The organism is Cohnella herbarum (assembly GCF_012849095.1).
In the GTDB taxonomy this organism is placed as follows: Bacteria; Bacillota; Bacilli; order Paenibacillales; family Paenibacillaceae; genus Cohnella; species Cohnella herbarum.
Genome location: NZ_CP051680.1, coordinates 3,382,243 through 3,398,707 on the forward strand (window position 1 = coordinate 3,382,243; position 16,465 = coordinate 3,398,707).

At 53.8% G+C, this 16,465-nt stretch carries 10 protein-coding genes; 3 read left to right on the forward strand and 7 right to left on the reverse strand.

Features of this window, described 5'->3' with window-relative positions:
* Nucleotides 1-16 precede the first annotated feature (16 nt).
* A complete protein-coding gene (locus tag HH215_RS15125; RefSeq protein WP_169280661.1) occupies nt 17-2,764 on the reverse strand; it encodes an adenylate/guanylate cyclase domain-containing protein in 2,748 nt (915 codons plus the stop codon).
* A 250-nt stretch (nt 2,765-3,014) separates the two neighbouring features.
* Here HH215_RS15125 and HH215_RS15130 point away from each other — a divergent pair, with 250 nt between their 5' ends.
* The 3 genes from HH215_RS15130 to HH215_RS15140 all read left to right on the forward strand — a co-directional run bounded on the left by HH215_RS15130 (nt 3,015) and on the right by HH215_RS15140 (nt 5,985).
* Nucleotides 3,015-3,401 carry a DUF4280 domain-containing protein gene (locus HH215_RS15130; protein WP_169280662.1) on the forward strand — a complete coding sequence of 129 codons (387 nt, stop codon included), beginning with the start codon at nt 3,015-3,017 and terminating at the stop codon, nt 3,399-3,401.
* A 1-nt stretch (nt 3,402) separates the two neighbouring features.
* Complete coding sequence (locus tag HH215_RS15135; RefSeq protein WP_169280663.1) at nt 3,403-5,325, forward strand: MORN repeat-containing protein; 1,923 nt, start codon at nt 3,403-3,405, stop codon at nt 5,323-5,325.
* 339 nt (nt 5,326-5,664) lie between these two features.
* On the forward strand, nt 5,665-5,985 hold the full coding sequence (locus HH215_RS15140) for a hypothetical protein (RefSeq protein WP_169280664.1): 321 nt from the start codon (nt 5,665-5,667) through the stop codon (nt 5,983-5,985).
* Nucleotides 5,986-6,086: 101 nt separating this feature from the next.
* Here the strand turns inward: HH215_RS15140 and HH215_RS15145 are convergent, their stop codons facing one another.
* The 6 genes from HH215_RS15145 to HH215_RS15170 form a co-directional block, all read right to left on the reverse strand.
* Nucleotides 6,087-6,758, reverse strand: a complete 672-nt coding sequence (locus HH215_RS15145; protein ID WP_169280665.1) for a tetratricopeptide repeat protein — start codon at nt 6,756-6,758, stop codon at nt 6,087-6,089.
* Nucleotides 6,759-6,845: 87 nt separating this feature from the next.
* Complete coding sequence (locus tag HH215_RS15150) at nt 6,846-8,504, reverse strand: hypothetical protein (protein ID WP_169280666.1); 1,659 nt, start codon at nt 8,502-8,504, stop codon at nt 6,846-6,848.
* Between the two features lie 22 nt (nt 8,505-8,526).
* A complete protein-coding gene (locus HH215_RS15155) occupies nt 8,527-10,632 on the reverse strand; it encodes a phage tail protein (RefSeq protein ID WP_169280667.1) in 2,106 nt (701 codons plus the stop codon).
* Nucleotides 10,633-10,660: 28 nt separating this feature from the next.
* Nucleotides 10,661-12,892: a putative baseplate assembly protein gene (locus HH215_RS15160; RefSeq protein ID WP_169280668.1), complete on the reverse strand. Its 2,232-nt coding sequence runs from the start codon at nt 12,890-12,892 to the stop codon at nt 10,661-10,663.
* A gap of 28 nt (nt 12,893-12,920) precedes the next feature.
* Nucleotides 12,921-16,016 carry a baseplate J/gp47 family protein gene (locus tag HH215_RS15165; RefSeq protein WP_169280669.1) on the reverse strand — a complete coding sequence of 1,032 codons (3,096 nt, stop codon included), beginning with the start codon at nt 16,014-16,016 and terminating at the stop codon, nt 12,921-12,923.
* Nucleotides 16,017-16,043: 27 nt separating this feature from the next.
* Nucleotides 16,044-16,445, reverse strand: a complete 402-nt coding sequence (locus HH215_RS15170) for a gp25 family contractile injection system sheath assembly initiator (protein WP_169280670.1) — start codon at nt 16,443-16,445, stop codon at nt 16,044-16,046.
* Between the last annotated feature and the right edge of the window lie 20 nt (nt 16,446-16,465).

Here is a 16,465-nt window from a genome sequence, read left to right on the forward strand (position 1 = left end):
CTCTCCTCTTACATCCTTATACCGCCAACGTTCCGTTCCAGCCGGTCGATGTTCCTTTTTGGTAATACTCGTCGCACAGGAAAAAGTACAACTTCGCGGCTTTGTCCAACCGATTCTGCTTAATGACTTCGACGAAGGTTTCCCTCGCATCGTAGAAGCGGCCCTCTTGGCAAAGCATTAGCCCCCGCTCGAACAACACTTTCGTCCGATCCTTGGCTTGACGAAGCTGCTCGGAATCGCCTTCGTAGATGTCAAAGAGCTCTATCGCCGCATCCTGTCCCTCCGGCGTAATGCGCCCAAGCGAACGGTGGCGGAATCTCTCCGGCTCTCTGAGCTGTTCGAACAAATCTTTCGTCACGAGCACGGAAGCTCCCAAATCCTCGGATAACTTCTCCAGCGTCGCCGTCAGATGAACGTCGTCCGAGATCACGTTTCCTTCCCAGCGGCGTTCTTCGCCGATAATCCCCATCATGAGCGGACCTCTATGAATCGCGATGCCGATATCGACGGGAACGTAACCCGCGCGACGGCGTCCGGCGTTATATTCCGATAGTTCCTGGCGAATGGCGATTGCCGCTCTTAACGCTTCCTCCGCGTATCCGGGGAATAACGCCATGAAACCCGCGCCGAGGTACTTGCTAATCAAGCCGTCTTCTTTACGGACAAGAGGGCCGAACCTCCGCAAGAACGAATTCATGAAATTGAAATTTTCCATCGGAGACAGCGTCTGCGATAACCTTCGGAACCCTCTTAAGTTAGCTACCATGACCGACATGTCTTGCTGCACCTGATCGCCTAAGCGGATATCCAGAATGCCTTTCTTTCCTAACGATTTGAAAAACTGCTGAGGAACGAACCGGTAAGAAGCTTCCGAGAACAGCGTAATGTCGGCGATATATTGCCTTATGTATTTGGCCATCCGGTTAAACTGCTCTCCCAGATCTCCTACCTCGTCGCGACTTTTGACGCTTACTTCGACATCCCAGTTTCCGTCCGCCATTTCCATCACGCTGCGACGCAATTTACGTACCGTCGACAGCATGAAGAACGTACCCGCGAAAATAACGATCAGCAAGACGGAAGTTATGATCACGATATTTTTGAGGATACTCTGATAAATTTTCTGATTCGCCTGATAGAGAACGCTCAAATCCCGGCCCGTCTCGTAAATCCCCACGACTTCGTGTTTACTGTTGAACACGGGACCCATGGCGTACATCCATTTGCCGTTCGCGTCTTCCCATTGACCGGTACGGATAACGCCCGATTTACGCACCTCTTCGTTCTCCTCGTTCATTTCGAACGGTTTGAACATATTAACGCCGTCATCGTCGTCCATGATAATGTAGAGCTGATTATCGTCGTATTTGTACAAAGTGCTGTATAAACCTTGCCGGTTGGCCTCTTGCTCGCCTTCGAACAAGAAACTCATTTTATCGCGAATGTTCTCGTAATCTTCGTTCCGATAATCTTCCGGAGAACGTAGTCTCTCCAATCCGTCTCCGTCTATGAGCTGTTGCCCGTTGCGCGCTAAGATCGACAACTCTCTCTGCATTTCATCTTCCATTCTCGCCGAGAAGCTATTATAGATGAAGTTAGAGAGGAGCAGCATACTGACGACGATAACCGGAACGGTAACAATCAATTGTTTGAAAAAGAGCGAGAACTTGCGATTCATCACGTGTTTGTATACGAGATACAGAGATAGCGCGAGCAACAATAACCCCGCGATTCCCGCGCCCCAATTCAACCACCCGCTCAGCAGCAACCCTTTTTGATAACCGACTTGAGATAGAACGCCGGATAGACGGTGCTGCGTGTCATAGATCAATATCCGGTCGTTCAGCACGACCGCGTACCCTCCGTTGCCCGTAGGGAGCACGTCCATCATTTCATAACTTTCCAAGCCCGGTACCGACTTGACGATCGAAGCCTCGCTTAGCAGAACGTTTATGTATTTGTTTCCAGGCTCCATGATCGTAACGGAATTCAGCAGCCGGTCTATGAAGAGCAATTTACCTTCCGCGTCGATCGTCAGCCGTTCGGGGAAATTTTTGCGGGTGCGGTCCATACTGGAAAGAGGGTAAACGATTTCGCTCGCACCCTTCTCCGTAACTTGGAAAATCCCCCCGCGTTTCGTCGTGTAATAGATTTTGCCGGGCTGGGTCCCTTTGATCTCCGACAAGTAACGGTGTTCCGGCAACGGGAACGAGAAAGCCTCTTCCGGCTGACCTCCGGAAAGAGGAAGCTGCATGAGGGATACTTTCTCCGGCGTCGTAATGAAGAAGCTCAGGATATCCCCCTCTACTTGCAAACCTTTCAATTGGCCGATCCTTTTGCTGGAACCGTTTCCTTTCCACTCGTATAGAACTTCCGGGGATTTCCCTTTCTCGTCGTACCGAATGATCTGCTCGCTCTGTACGATCAAGCCGTAGGAATCCAACACCGTGTCTAACACGATGGTCGCATTGGAGCCGTCGACGACGGCCTCCGTATAATCCCGACGCGATTCCCCGCCGTTATTGCCGTGACGGATTTCCGCTTCTACTTTCCCTTCCGGGGATAGACGCAGGATCTCCTGTTTCGATTGACCGATGACAACGAGCGATGGAGCTTTCGCTTCGGCTACCCGCGATAAGTTCTCCAAAGAAACCTGCGTGTTCCATGGACCTGACGACAATCCGCCGTTCGCCTGAATCCGAAAGGCGAATAACCCCGTCACCCCAAGCGCGATGAGCAGCAATAACACCGAAAGCTTCTTCATATTATCCTACCTTCTTTTTTGGCATGTGCTTAAAGAGGTTGTTCCAAAAGTCCAATTTAGAACACGCACTTAATGCCTTCTCCGTCTGCCAACCTGTTATTTCCATGGTACTATAATCCACGACATTTTACACCCTTTTTCCCAGATAAAATGACATTTTTCGGGTTATGTTGTAGTATGGAATAGATAGATTTGGAACGGTTAAATATCGGATCAACCGGGCGGATAAAGCCCATAGGAGGACGTTTAAATGGGTCAACTCGTTTGCGGCGGAGCCACGCTGCAATGCTCATTCGGCCTAGCGCCCGGCATGCTTAACGTGCTTCCGATTAATCGGACGATGACGGCCATGCCGATCGCCAACATTATGGACAATAAACCGTTCGTCAATATCGCGCCGTTCGGAATGTGCAACTCCATGGCCAACCCGGCCGTCGCTTCCGCTACCGCCGCTGCTCTTGGAGCACTGACTCCGATGCCTTGCACGCCCGTAACGGCCGCGCCTTGGGCCCCGGGATCGCCGACCGTGCTCGTGGCCAACATGCCCGCGTTGAACAACTCTTCCAAATGCATGTGCAATTTCGGCGGCGTCATACAGATCGTTAATCCTGGACAAGTTACGATTCAGGTGCCATAAGATGATAGAGGCGATATTAAAACCGTTTATTGCACCGGTCAAACGCATGGTCATCATGCCGCTCAAGCGAGCGAAATCGCTTCCCAAGCTCCTCATCAGATGGTTAGTCAAGTGGATGAGAAGCATCATGGGCGGGAAACTCCGCTCTCTGGACAACTATTGGAAAATAGGAACGTTCTACATAGCCAAGAAACTATTCGTCATCATTCTTATTCTTACGTTAGTCATCGTTTACTTCGGATTCATCAAACCTCCCAAGTTCGTGGACAAATGGTTCGCCCGAACTCCTAAGATCGAAGCTTCGGCCGCCATGGCGAAGGGGTTTAACGGACAAGCGAAAATTACGGACGAAGCCGGCAATCTCGTCTATCAAGGCCCTCTGGAGAACGGACAATATTCCGGGGCCGGTAAGCTGTTCGCGCCGGACGGGACGCTACTCTATATCGGCGACTTCAGCCAAGGCTTAAAAGCGGGCAAAGGCGAGCAATACGACGAGAAAGGCCTCTTGCTCTACCGCGGCGAATTCGCCGCGGATCAGTATGCGGGCAAAGGAACGCTGTTTAAGCCGGATGGGACGGTGCTGTACGAAGGAGCGTTCGTCGGCGGGAAATACGAGGGCGACGGAACGTTATATCTAGCGGATGGCGTGCCTCGGTATACCGGAGCTTTCGTCGCCGGAGGTTATCAAGGGACAGGCAAGCTGTTCAACGATAACGGCAAACTCGTCTACGAAGGCGGATTTAACGGAGGGAAATACGAGGGGCCGGGTAAGCTCTACAGGGAAGACGGTTCTTTGCAGTTCGAAGGACAATTCCTTGGGGGCGTCTTGTCCGGGGAAGGAATCGAATACTTCCCTTCGGGCGTCGCGAAGTACAAAGGCGCTTTCCTGCTCGGCAACTATCACGGCGTCGGCTCGCTTATGAACGAGCAAGGGGTCGCCTTGTACGCCGGAAACTTCGTCGGCGGCAAGAAAGACGGAGAAGGGCAAGCGTTTAACGCCGAGGGAATCGCGTTATACACCGGCAAGTTCAAGGCCGATAAATACGAAGGCGTCGGCTCGCTTCTCGACGCGGACGGAGGAACGATCTACAAAGGTTATTTCCGCGGCGGAGACATTTATCTGCAAGGATTTTTAGCGATTACGCTGCCGAAGCTGCAAGAGCTGCTCGGGGCGCCCGATGCGCCTCCCGTCGAAGAAGAAACCGTCCTTCCGGAGGAAATTGGAACGCCTACCGAGGAAACGCTCCCCGAGGAATCGGGGACAAGCACCGAACCGAGTGCGACAGGCGAAGCTGGCACCGTAACGGAAACGGGTTCCGGAACAGGAACCGCACCGGGATCCGGTTCGGAACAGACGACGGATGCCGGGAAGGGTTCCCCGACAGGAGAAGCTACAGGTACGGATTCCGCTACCGAGACTCCAAAGTCGGTCGAGGCCGCTACCGGATCGGGAGAAGCGACAGGTTCATCGGACAAACCGGAGTCCGCCACCACGCCAACGGACACGCCATCGCCGACGCCATCGCCGACGACTGCTCCCGAGGCCGCAGACGCGAAGAAATCGGCGGCTAAGAAAATCAAAGTGTTGCCGCCGTTACCCGATGCAACCGAGTTGCTTCCCGAAGAGATCATCCCGCCGGCGCTGCCTCTGGACTTTACTTATTCCGCCCACCAGTTGTCATTCAAGCTGAAGGCCGACGAGGACAATCCCGAAGCTTACGCCGTTACCGAGATCAACACTTGGAATAAGGCGGTACTCTTGCAACTGGCGGAAGCCATTAAGAAGAGTAAAATTAGAGGAATTAAAGAAACGCTTCAAGGCGATAAATACGAGATGGCTTACAGTTGGAACGATTCCTTGTATATTTTCACCTATAACAAGGATGTTCCGGTTAGACTTTCCGTAAGCGCGTTGGCTAAATAAATTACCCATTATTCGATAGAGGCTGCGCATGGCAGCCTCTATGTTGTTCATATTCTTCTTCCCATGAATCGTTCGTTAGCAAAATGATAGATTTCGATTAGGTTGAAAAATGACGCAACGACCTTCCGACGGCATCTTCCCCCGATTTTCCGCCACTTTTTCCATTCGACTCTCATAGGAACATCTGACGTTATTAGACGGATTAACTCGAGTGCCCCCGCTTTCGATTAAACCAGTCATTATCCAACAAAATAACACCGTTGCCACATTTTTACTTTAGATATAACGTTGATGTTAGGGGATTGTCCCCCCTATCATGGACCCCGGGAGGTATTATCGATGGATGCGGAAGAAGTAGTAGCAGTTGAGGGATTGGAAGCGGATGCAGAAGTTGAAGCCGTAGCAGAAGAGGTAGAAGCTGCCGCTGAGGAAGTCGAGGTTGTCGCTGAGGAAGCTGAAGTCGTAGAAGCTAGCGCCGACGCGGAACAATCCGCCGAAGAAGCTTCCGAAGAAGTATCCGCGGAAGCCGAGGAAGAAGCAGCCGAAGCCGAAGTAGCTGAAGTTACTGCCGAAGCCGAGGCGGACGAGCCTGCCCTAGCCGAAGTGGCCGCGCATGAACCAGAGGCTTCCGAAGAAGAGTCGGAGTCCGTAGCGGACTAATTCCTTTAATCCGATTGATCGAAGGGGCTTTCCGATTAGGTCTTATAAGACCCAGCCGGAAAGCCCCTTGATATTTAGTCTATCTCGCCCGAGTTAGCCGTTTAAGATCGGCTATGGTATAAGCTGCGAAGCGCCCATTTCCGCTCGTGGCGTCTCATGTACTTTGGTAAGGAACGATAGAGGAGACGGCATTCCCGGAAAGCGTTGGCGGCCTCGCCCGGATTCCCTAAACTCGCATATACGATTCCAAGCCGATAATAGGCCTCGCAGGAAGAAGAGTTAACTTCTTTGAACTCCTGCAAGTAGGCAATCGCCTTAGCAGGATCCGACTTCGCGAACGATTCCGCAAGCCGTAAATACGGTTGCCCGTACTTGACTCTCGCGCTAATCGCAAGCGCCCTCTTCATCTCCCGTTCGCCTTCTTCAAGGCGACCTAGCGCAAGAGAACATGTTCCCTTGTCGCTCCAGTACTCTGCGGAATGGTCCATCTGATTCTCGATTCCCTGCAGAATCTCGCTGGCTTGGGTATACTTCTTACTTTCGATCAGCAACCGCGCCAGCTCCGATTTGGCCGATACGTCATGAGGGCTTAAGTGCAGCAGCCGCTTCCACTTCGCGATCGCGTTGCGCCTTCGGAAAGGACGAACCAAGCTAGGAGATAACCCGATAAATCGGCGTTCAAGCACATAGATGATTACGAGCAAAACCAATATCGCGACGAAAGGGCTCCCGAACAACCAAGTCAATCCGAGAAACAGCAATATTTTGCTCATCGAACACCACGTCTCCATTTCCTCATCACTCAATGGTCGCGTTAGCCGTGATGTCTGACTATTAGAGGTTATTCAAAAAATCATCTTCTAGTTGTTCTCGGTTCCGGCCGCCGCTTCGTTTATCGCGGTTTCCACGTTCGAAACGATAACGTTCCCGCCATCCGCCAACTTCTTGAACGCCCACCAGCGGACTCGCAGCGAAGTCGCTTCCGTTGCCCCCGCCAGCTTCATTCCGATCCGGAAGCTGCCCTTATCGGGATAAATCAACGTTCCAAAAGTAATATTCGGCAGAACCGCCTCATATTCCGTATCCTTGAAGACGTCAGCGGAGCCGAAGTACACTTTAGCCCCGCCCGAACCGACGGGAGCATTCGCATCCGGAATTTCCTCAAGCCCGACCACGACCGTCACTTGACCTGCGCCGAGACCATGGACGATTTCCTCGCTGACGTAGTTTCGTTTGCCCCTCGAGAAAAACCGCATGCCCGACCGCTCTTGCGTATCCATCGTCACATCGATCGTTCCGGTAGCGATCTCGTCGTTAATCGCTTGCGGCTTAGGGATCCCCAGCTTAAAATCGAACGCGTTGCGTTCAGGATGGTAGACGACGTCAAGCGTAGGTTTGCTGCCGAATTCCAGTTCGTAAGCTTGCGACTCCGCATAGAAACGATGCAAGGACGAAGCCCGGTTATTGTGCGCGATCTTATGCATGAGCGAAGCGTTAGGAATATATTCCCCATAGGGAACTCTCTCCACCTGTTCGATCATGTAAGTCGGTCCTAATTGAAGCAGTCCGATTTTCGCCAAGCAAACATTTCTATCCGCGTACCCTTCCGCCGCTTGATCCAAGGAGCGCTCGTACCAGTCTTTCAGAATGCGTTCGGCCACGGGCTGCTCGATGATCTCTACGGAATGGCTGACGGTATGATCCAGCGGAATCCGATTGTCGCCGATGAACAGTTCAGTGGCTCCGGAATTCAAAACCAGCTTGCCGATCGTGCCCGGGCGGTCTTGCACCTTCACGCTATAGGAAAGACGATACTCCGTATCTTGCTTATCCCCCGGCTCCAGAAAGCGAACCTGGTTCCCTTCTTGATCCAATGCATCGAAACCATCCGCCGCATACTCGAAAGCAATAGAAACGCGCGGAGTTTGCAATGTTTTCTCTACGACCAAGGTCACATCGACGACATCGCCCGGATTGGCGTACTTAGGCATTCTCTGCGTGACGCGAACGTCGTTATCCTGATAGATCGTAACGATATCTTCCATCAGCCCGGAGTGCTCGAAGCTCAGCGGAGATGGCGCCTCTTCCTTCACGTACAGTCTGTAGCTTTCCAAGAAGCGATTATACTCGCTCGTCTCTTCGCCCCGTACGGAGGAATTGCCTACCGCGTGAACGGGCTCGCGACCTTTTTCATCATACGCGACGTACAAATAAACGTTTTTCTTGTACTCGTTGTTCGTAAACCCGTCGATCATCGACAGCTTCAAGGTCACGGGGGCCGGAACGACGATCTCTCTTCCCAAGTAATCGATCGCTACGCCCATCTCGACCGTAATCGTCTTGTCGTCGACAGGAACGACTTGCATGCCCGCGACGACGCCGCTGCCGAACAATAACCGGTTCAACAATCTCCGCTTGTCGTTGAAATACTTCTGCTCCGATTCAAAATCCCGCACGGTCAGCAATTTTCCGTAAAAATACCTGTTCCTCTCGAATGGAAACATTCTTGCCTTTTTCACCGGAAACCCTCCTCTTTCATCGTTATTCCAACTCGGAATCCATTCCCAACCGCGTATGCGCGTCCATTCTGCCATCCATGTCCAGATCCACTATCAAGGTGTCGTTCGGCATATTCCTATCCGCATGGAGCGTGAATAGGGACGGTTCCGCAAGAACGGTATTGATGCCCAGATAAGTATGTAAATCGAGGTACATCCAAGGCTGAAGCCACGCCAGACGGACTTCCGTATACGCCGGCTTATGCTCCTCGATGAGGCCTCGAAGAAGTACGCGTTCTTTGTCCGACGAAGCCTGTCTCTGATCGAGCAGGACGGTGAACGTAAACGGGTTATCGCTGTACAATCGATCCGTAAGCCAGCGCATTTCCGCGTTTTCCCTCATCGCCTTGAATTGAAAGGGCTCGACGATGATCGGAGCCGTGCCGGTAAACGTCTCTACGAGCTTCTCGATGCCTCGCCTCGTCCCTCGATAGCGATACAGTTCGGGTGCGGCGCGAATCAATCTTCTGATCGTATCGTCCCGCCAATGCTCGTCGCTGTCCAATCCTAACCAAGAGCCCAGCCAGCGAAGCTGCCTTCCGTTAACCCGCTCCCGATCGAACTGCTTGGACATGCCGTCGATTTGTTCCTCCACGCTATCGAACAGCGTACCGAAGAGCGACAAATATCTGGCAAGAAAGTCTTGGCTGCTCTCTTCCTCCTGGTATACGGCGGGCAAGTAGGATAACAAGGTTTCCCTCGGAAAATAGACCCGAAACCGTCTAAGCTCCGGCGTGTGCCTCTCGCTTCCGATCCATTCCACCTTCAGCCACAAGTACCTTCCCTTCGCCCCGAAGAACAACGCGTCCCGAGGATTGACGACCGGCTGCGACCAGTAAGCCGCCATTCCGGAGAGCTTTTCCCTATAGGAGTGGCTCGCTTCCGCTATCCAGTCGTCCACCTTCCAGATCGTCCCTTGCAGCGGGAGAAATTGAGAATCGGAGCTGTAATACGAGACGCGGATTTGCGTACCGTCCGGAATGTCGGCATCCAGCGTGAATTTGTGCCACACCGTCTCCGCTTCGGCGCTGTCGAACGCTTTGGATAGCCATACGCCTTCCGGCGATGTGCTTCCTTCCCATCCCATCGTCTGCGGCTGCAGCTCCAACACCGTGACCGTATTGGATTCCCCGTTCCAAATATACATCCGGTCCCTGCCGTCGATAAGGATTCCGCTCACTTTGCCCCGAAATCCGGCCACCCGGTCCTGAAGCTCGCCGTTTGGGCTGAAATGGACGATGAAGCGGTCGTCTTCCCCGTCTTCTCCTATGACTCTAGCGTCGCCAATATAAATCTGTCTGCGAGCGTCCACGCCGATTCCGGCAAAATAAAGCGGAGGCATCAGCAGGCGATCCAACTTGCGTTCTTCCTTCGAGAGAATATAGAGCGCGCAAGTCCACGTTTCGAGCACGTAGAGATCGCCGAAGGGCGAGACGGACAAGAACTGGGTCCCTCTCCATTGTTCTTGCCCTTCCGGCAGCTTGGCGGTAAACCGATCATCACAGTAAACGTCGACCAGCGTTCCCGAGAGGGAAAGCCGGATCAGCGCCAATGGCCTGAAGCCTAACGAATCCGAAGCCGTAGGCTCGTCAGGAGAATGTTTCGTCGTGACGATATACAAACTTTCCGAATCCGACGCGATCGCAAGGGGATGAAAAGGCTTTTCATCCAGAAAATGTCCCGATCGTCGGAAACGAAGCTGCCCGTTAGCCATATCGTATGCCGACACGGAAGGTTCCTCTGCCGCATCGGCGACGAACAGGATATCGCCGGAAATGGCTAGCATCGCCGAAGCCGTGAACAGGTTATGACCCGGTACGAACAGTCGTTCGTGATGCCGACTTCCGCGATCATAGGTCCACAAGTCGCCATCCGCGTTGAGCAGTACCAAATGTCCCCTGGGGCTTACGGCGAAGGCGGTCACTTCGCCTACGCCCTCCAGATCGTCTAAATGAATCGATTCGAGAACGCCGTACTTCTCTCCCCGTTTAATCGAGACGCCTTCCGTCATATCGAGATTACTGCCGCTTCCCCGGCGCGACCAATGCTCCGGTTGATTCAACGAAAAATATGTTGCCCCGCCTTCCACCTGCATCCCTCCTCTGACTCCGCGAATGCTAGAGCTGCGTTCTGCTAATCAATTCGATCCGATGATCTCCGGAATATACGATTCCGCTGCCCGGAAGCACGATGTCCCCGCCCGCGCTCTTGCGTAGAAAACGGCCTTCGGCGTCCAGCCATAAATCTTGGACGTAAGCGACTCCCTTGATCCGGCTAATCGCGCCGTAGATATCGCCTTTGTGAACCGTTCTCCCGAACGGCCAGCCTTGAATGCCGTCCGACTTGTCTAACGGGGTGAGCAGTCGGTTCAATGTCGATACGATACGATGAGCCTCTTCCGTGTAATGGGGCTCGACGACGACGATCGCATGAACCGTTACTTTGATATATTCCGGCGCGATCACGCTAACCTCCGTCGTAATGAGGCGTCTATCGTCCAGATGTTTCGCTACCGTAGCCAGAAATCCGGCGCTAGGCATAGGAGTGTCGCTTAAACCTTGCGGTACGACAACGACGGTCACTGCGCCCGGCGCGTTTTCGCGCCCGGGAGCGTAATCGGGGATGACGTGCACGCGGGATACCTTAAGTCCCGGAGTGCTCTTGGCAATGCGAACGTAATCTTCATTGGTAACCGCGCAATAGGGAGTTTGCCATTCCCGCTGCGCTCGCTCCAAGCTCATCTCCAGCGTCTCGCCTTCTCTTCCTCCAACTCCGTAACCGGCATTATCGGCGGTCAAGCCGTAAGCTTCCAGCTCCGGCTGAACCCAATGGTTAAGCAGATGCGGCTTAATATTTCCCCGCTCTCCCCCGCCGAGCACGCAAGACGTGACGCATAGGTTCAAATCTTCATGGGACGAGGGAATCGCGCCATTCTCGTCATTGCCGAACATCAGCTGTCCCGATTCGGGATCATAGACGTAATGGCGATCAAGCGGGCCCGATCTGTCGAAGTTCTCGACAGGCTCCCAATCTTCCCATAACAGCTCGCCGTCGGCTTCCCGGACGCCAACCTGCAGGAGCAAACCCTCCCTCCATTTGCAAGGAAGATCGAAGAGTTGGAATTTCTGATGCGGTAATCCGTTGCTTCGTCCGATCCAGCATAACGAAGCAAAATCCTCCGTATAATGAATTCGCCTGATGTTCCCCTTGCCTTCCGGAGGAATCGCTCCTTGTTTGCTATCCCCGAACCTAACGGTCACGGGCCCGTTGACGCCGAATTCGCGTTCTACCACGAACGCGCGACTATCGGATTCCGCTCCCGAGAAGCTCGCCAGCTCGTTCCATTCCCGCCAACGCCCATCCCGCTCCCGGACCTGGACGCGCAGTTTGCCATAACGGGCAAGGAAACTATCCTCGACGATTGACTGGCTTGACACGCCTTCGCCGTCGTATTCGATCTGCTCGCTTTTCGTATCCTGCTGTCTCGCCTTGGTCGTATTCAACAGCACGCGATCGATACGAGGGGGCAGTTCGTATCCCGATTGTTCCAACGTACAGCTAATCCAATATCGGGGACGATCGCCGGCGGGATGCACGATAACCGGTCGCACCGGCATTGTGATCTCGAAAGAAATCCGACCGCTGTAGGTTAAATGTTGCGTGTCGTCTTCTAACAATCGGAGAGGCAGCCAAGAGGCTCCGTGTTCTTCTTCCCAACCGAATATTTTCCAAGCTACCCGGGCCGAAGGAATAATTCCGTTATGCGATCTTCCGCTGGATTGCTCCGAATAATCCGCATCGTCGGCCAATCGGATATGCATCGATATCGTTTCGCCGACGACCGGTTCCCGATCGAATGCGATATATAAGCGGCTATCCGCCGCTGCCTCCCTGCCGAAAGCGTAAAATGCGACGTTCCCTCCCGTATTGGACGCGGATCTATCGCTTGCCTCCAATTCCGTTCGGGTAACGATCCTGTCGATAGCAAGCGGCAGCAGCTTAACGGCGGAGAGCGTCTCGAACGGTTGATCCTCCGCTAGCAGCTTCGTGCCTCTTGGAAGCACGACCGCCTCGCGGATATTTCCGAAGCTTACCTCGGCTTCGGCGGATGAAGCTTCGAGAGGGGAAACTCCGAGCAAATCCATAAACTTGCGCAAATTTCGCTCGGGTACGCGGCTAAGGTAAAATTGCTGCATCTCGCTCAGCCATGAAAATAACTCCAGGAACGTCATGCCCGGATCATGCGTATTCTCGTCCGTCCACTCCGGCAGTCGCTGAGAAATGCCGCGGCGCGCCTCTTGCAGTATGCTTTCGAACGTTCGATCATCTAACGGGATGCGTGGCAGCATGAGGATCAACCTCCTTTCAATAGAACTTCTACGTCACGACAACGGTCAGGCGATGATGGCGGCCGTTCGCCACGATGCCATGCTGCACGAGCCGAATATCATCCGGCAGCATCTCGACGGCCTGGCCGTTTTCCGTGCGCAGCACGCTTATATGCAGCTGCTCGACGCGCTGGACTCCCCTAACGGATTGCAACAAGCCATAGAAAGCCGAAGCGTGTACGGGCTCGCCGATTTCCCAGCCTTGACCGTCCAACTGTCCGCTAATCGGGTCTAGAAACCGATTCAAGACATCCGTGCAGGACACTTCAACGGGGACGATGAGATCCGGAGAATCCACGACCACGGTAGCGATCACGCTAATTTCGATGAAGGCCGGGACAAGCACGGTAAGCTTGCCGCCCATCGCGACTAAATTGGATGCTTTGCGTCTGAGCGCCGTTTCCAGCTTGCGCTTCGTTTCCGGAAAATGCTCCTTGCCTGCCTCGCCGCCCGAAGGCAAAGCAACGACGGCGAACGAACCCGGACTATATTCCAAACGCACGTTGCGATTCGGCAAGCACTTCACCTTCAAGATACCCGGGTCCGTCTCTTTAACGAGCCACTCCACATCGGAGGCGGAGATCGCCCTGCCCCGATGTTTCAATTGCTGCGGGCCTCTTCGCAGCGCCGCCTCCAACGCTTCGGAATCTCCTCCCCCGATCGCCGGCGCCGGATTGACGACCCCGCTAACGAAAGCCAGCGACTGCATGATTCCGGCGATCTGGCCTGCCCCTACGTTGCCGCGGGAGCCGTTAGTCACCCGATAAGTGACGCGTATCTTGTCCCCGCCTTCTTGAGGAGGCGCCATTCCCCGAACGCCGTCTCCGAAACGAATAAATCCGGTAGCCGGTTGAATCGTGTAGTTACGTTGATCGGCTTTCGATCCGGTTAACGACTTAACCTCGTCCCATCTCACCCATAACCTTTGAACGGATCCTTCGCTATCTCTATAGATCTCGTAACGATCCGGATCCGCTTCCGTTAACCGGCTCAACTCGTGCTCGCCGATAAATCCGGTCTCGTCGACCCATACTACCTGTCCCACGACGGGAGTTTGCGATAAAACGTGACCGCCCTTGCCGCTTTCGGGATATTCGTTCAAAACCGTGCGTTGCTGTACGGCCAATACCGCGTTCCGATGTATGCTCTTAACCCCGGGATACGCGATATCCGCGGATCCATACCGTCCATCTCGATTGACCGCTCTTAGCCATACCCTTTCTCTTCCGAACAGGGTTGCGACGCCAAGTCCCGCCGGTCCGACGAATTGAATCGTTCCGGATTGCGTGAACCCCAGCGTCTCGTCGGCGGTTTTCAAAGCTACCCAAGACCATTCGGTTCCGCTCTTAATATAAGCTTCCCACTCCATCCAAGGGCTCCGCTCGTCTTCTTCGGGTTTGCGGCCTAGCGTAAAGTGCAACCGGATCGGGCCTTTAAGCGGCGGGATATCGAAAGCCATATAGACCGATGGAGCAGGACAAGGGATAGGAAGATAAGGCCTGAACGTATCCCCGCCTTGTCGTACCGTTGCCGTAACGTCGGTAAGAACCGCGTTATTCAACGTATAGGCAACCTCCGGCTTTAGTTCGGAGTTAGATGGATAAGCGTACGAGAACGCCAGCTTCTCCAGCCTAGGGCTCATATATTCGACGACCGGAGCCGTCGGGGCGTCCGTAACCGTAACCCTCGCGCGAATCCAGCAATCCTCGCGGCCGTTAACGAACGTTGAGGACATATCCTCCGGGCAAGGGAAATCAAGAACGATATCCTTCTGTTCCTCGCCGAGGGTGGCGAACAATTCCTCGAATGAGCCGCTTTCCGGCAGCCTCATCCAATTCTCTCCGTTCCAATACTCCCAGAGCACACGCCTAATGAACAATCGCGGAGGCGGCTCCTTCTCGAAATCCGCCGTTCTCATGACCATTTTCCAACGAATTTCCGGGTCTGGGCCCAATCTTAACAGATTGGGAACGTTGCTGGCGCGGAACGTCATGCGTAGACGGCTGCCGCGTTTGCTGAAAGCTTCCGCGCAGGAAGCGTAGAAGACCGAGTACGGAATCGAGTGTTCGCCGAAAGGATAAAATCCGGACTTATCCAGCTCCGTATCGTTGAAGTACAGCTCGCTCGGAGCGATTCCTTCCGGGTCCGTCCGAAGATCGTGCGCTGCCCTCATCGTTAACCGATCCATATCCGGAATCGACTTCAGCACGGGCGGCCCGCTTACTCCGTCTTCGTTCGGCTTGACCCGACAGCGAATCCAACGGCCCGCTACTCCGTTAACTTCCGTCGACTCCACCGCTCCCGCCGTTTTTTTCCACAACGTGACCTCTTGCCCTTGAACGGCCGTCTCCTCGAATGGAATCCATTCTCTCCCGCGGGAATAAGACCACTCCAACCAATCCATGCGGGCAAATATCGACGCGAGTTCCCCTTCCACGTATCTGCGTTCGGTATTATGCCATTTCAAGGTTAAGCGGGCAGGATGATCGAGATGAAACAAATCGTCATGACGAATGTAGAAGACATGATCCTGAAGATTATCCCCTTCCACCGAGAAAAGCGACAATTCCGGCATGGAACCCGCTTGCAAACGCTCGTCGTACTTTTCTTGCGCCAGAACGATTACATCCTTCTCGGGATGTACGTTAAAGATTTCCGTCAGCTTGGCGGGAGTAATCAACAAAGCGCTTTCCGTCTCGAACGGCAGCTCTTCTCCCCCGTCATTAGGGACGGCCGTCAGCAACGTACCGCCGGGAACGTATACGGGCTCCCGTACCCCTTCGTTCAACGCAAAAACAACATGCGCTCGAGCAGGCCGCGCAGGCTGAATTTGAACTTGAAGCAAATCCAAAAAAGCTATGAAGTTATTGAGGGGAACGCGATTCAGCCGTTTGATGTTCTCTCCCAGCATTTCTGCCGCTAAGTAGAACAGCGCGGTACCCGCATCGGGGTCGTCCGGAGAAAATCGCCATTCCGGCGTATAATGGGGAACCATCGCTTTCATCTGGTCGACGAGAGCGTTAAGGTCCCTCCCATCGATCGCAGGCGAACGGGCCGGCCCGTCTTGCCATCGCTCATTGCTCATCCGCTTTGTCGCTCCCATGATTTCGTCTTATTTCGCGCCTTCTTCGAGATAGAAAGGGTAAACCTGATTAAACAAATTGTTCGTCGATCGCACGACGTAAGCGATGCTGATCAGCAACCGTCCCGATTGCGACTCGTCCAGCCGGGCCTCCACGTTGACGTCCGTCACCCTTGGTTCCCAAACCATAATCGCTTGCGCGATGTCGCTTTCTAGCAACCTCATTGTCGTAGCGTCCATAGTCCCGAAAATGAAATTTCTTAAACCGCAGCCGAAGTCGGGGCGCATGACGCGTTCTCCCTTCGAGGTCATCAGTATAATTCGTATCGCCTCCGCGATGTCGTCTTCGCCTTCCGACAACAGGAACCGTCCGGTCGTGGCGTCGACTGCGATAGGAAATTTCCAGCCCCTGCCCAGAAAAGATGCGCTCATCTTACGTCGTCCCCCTTATC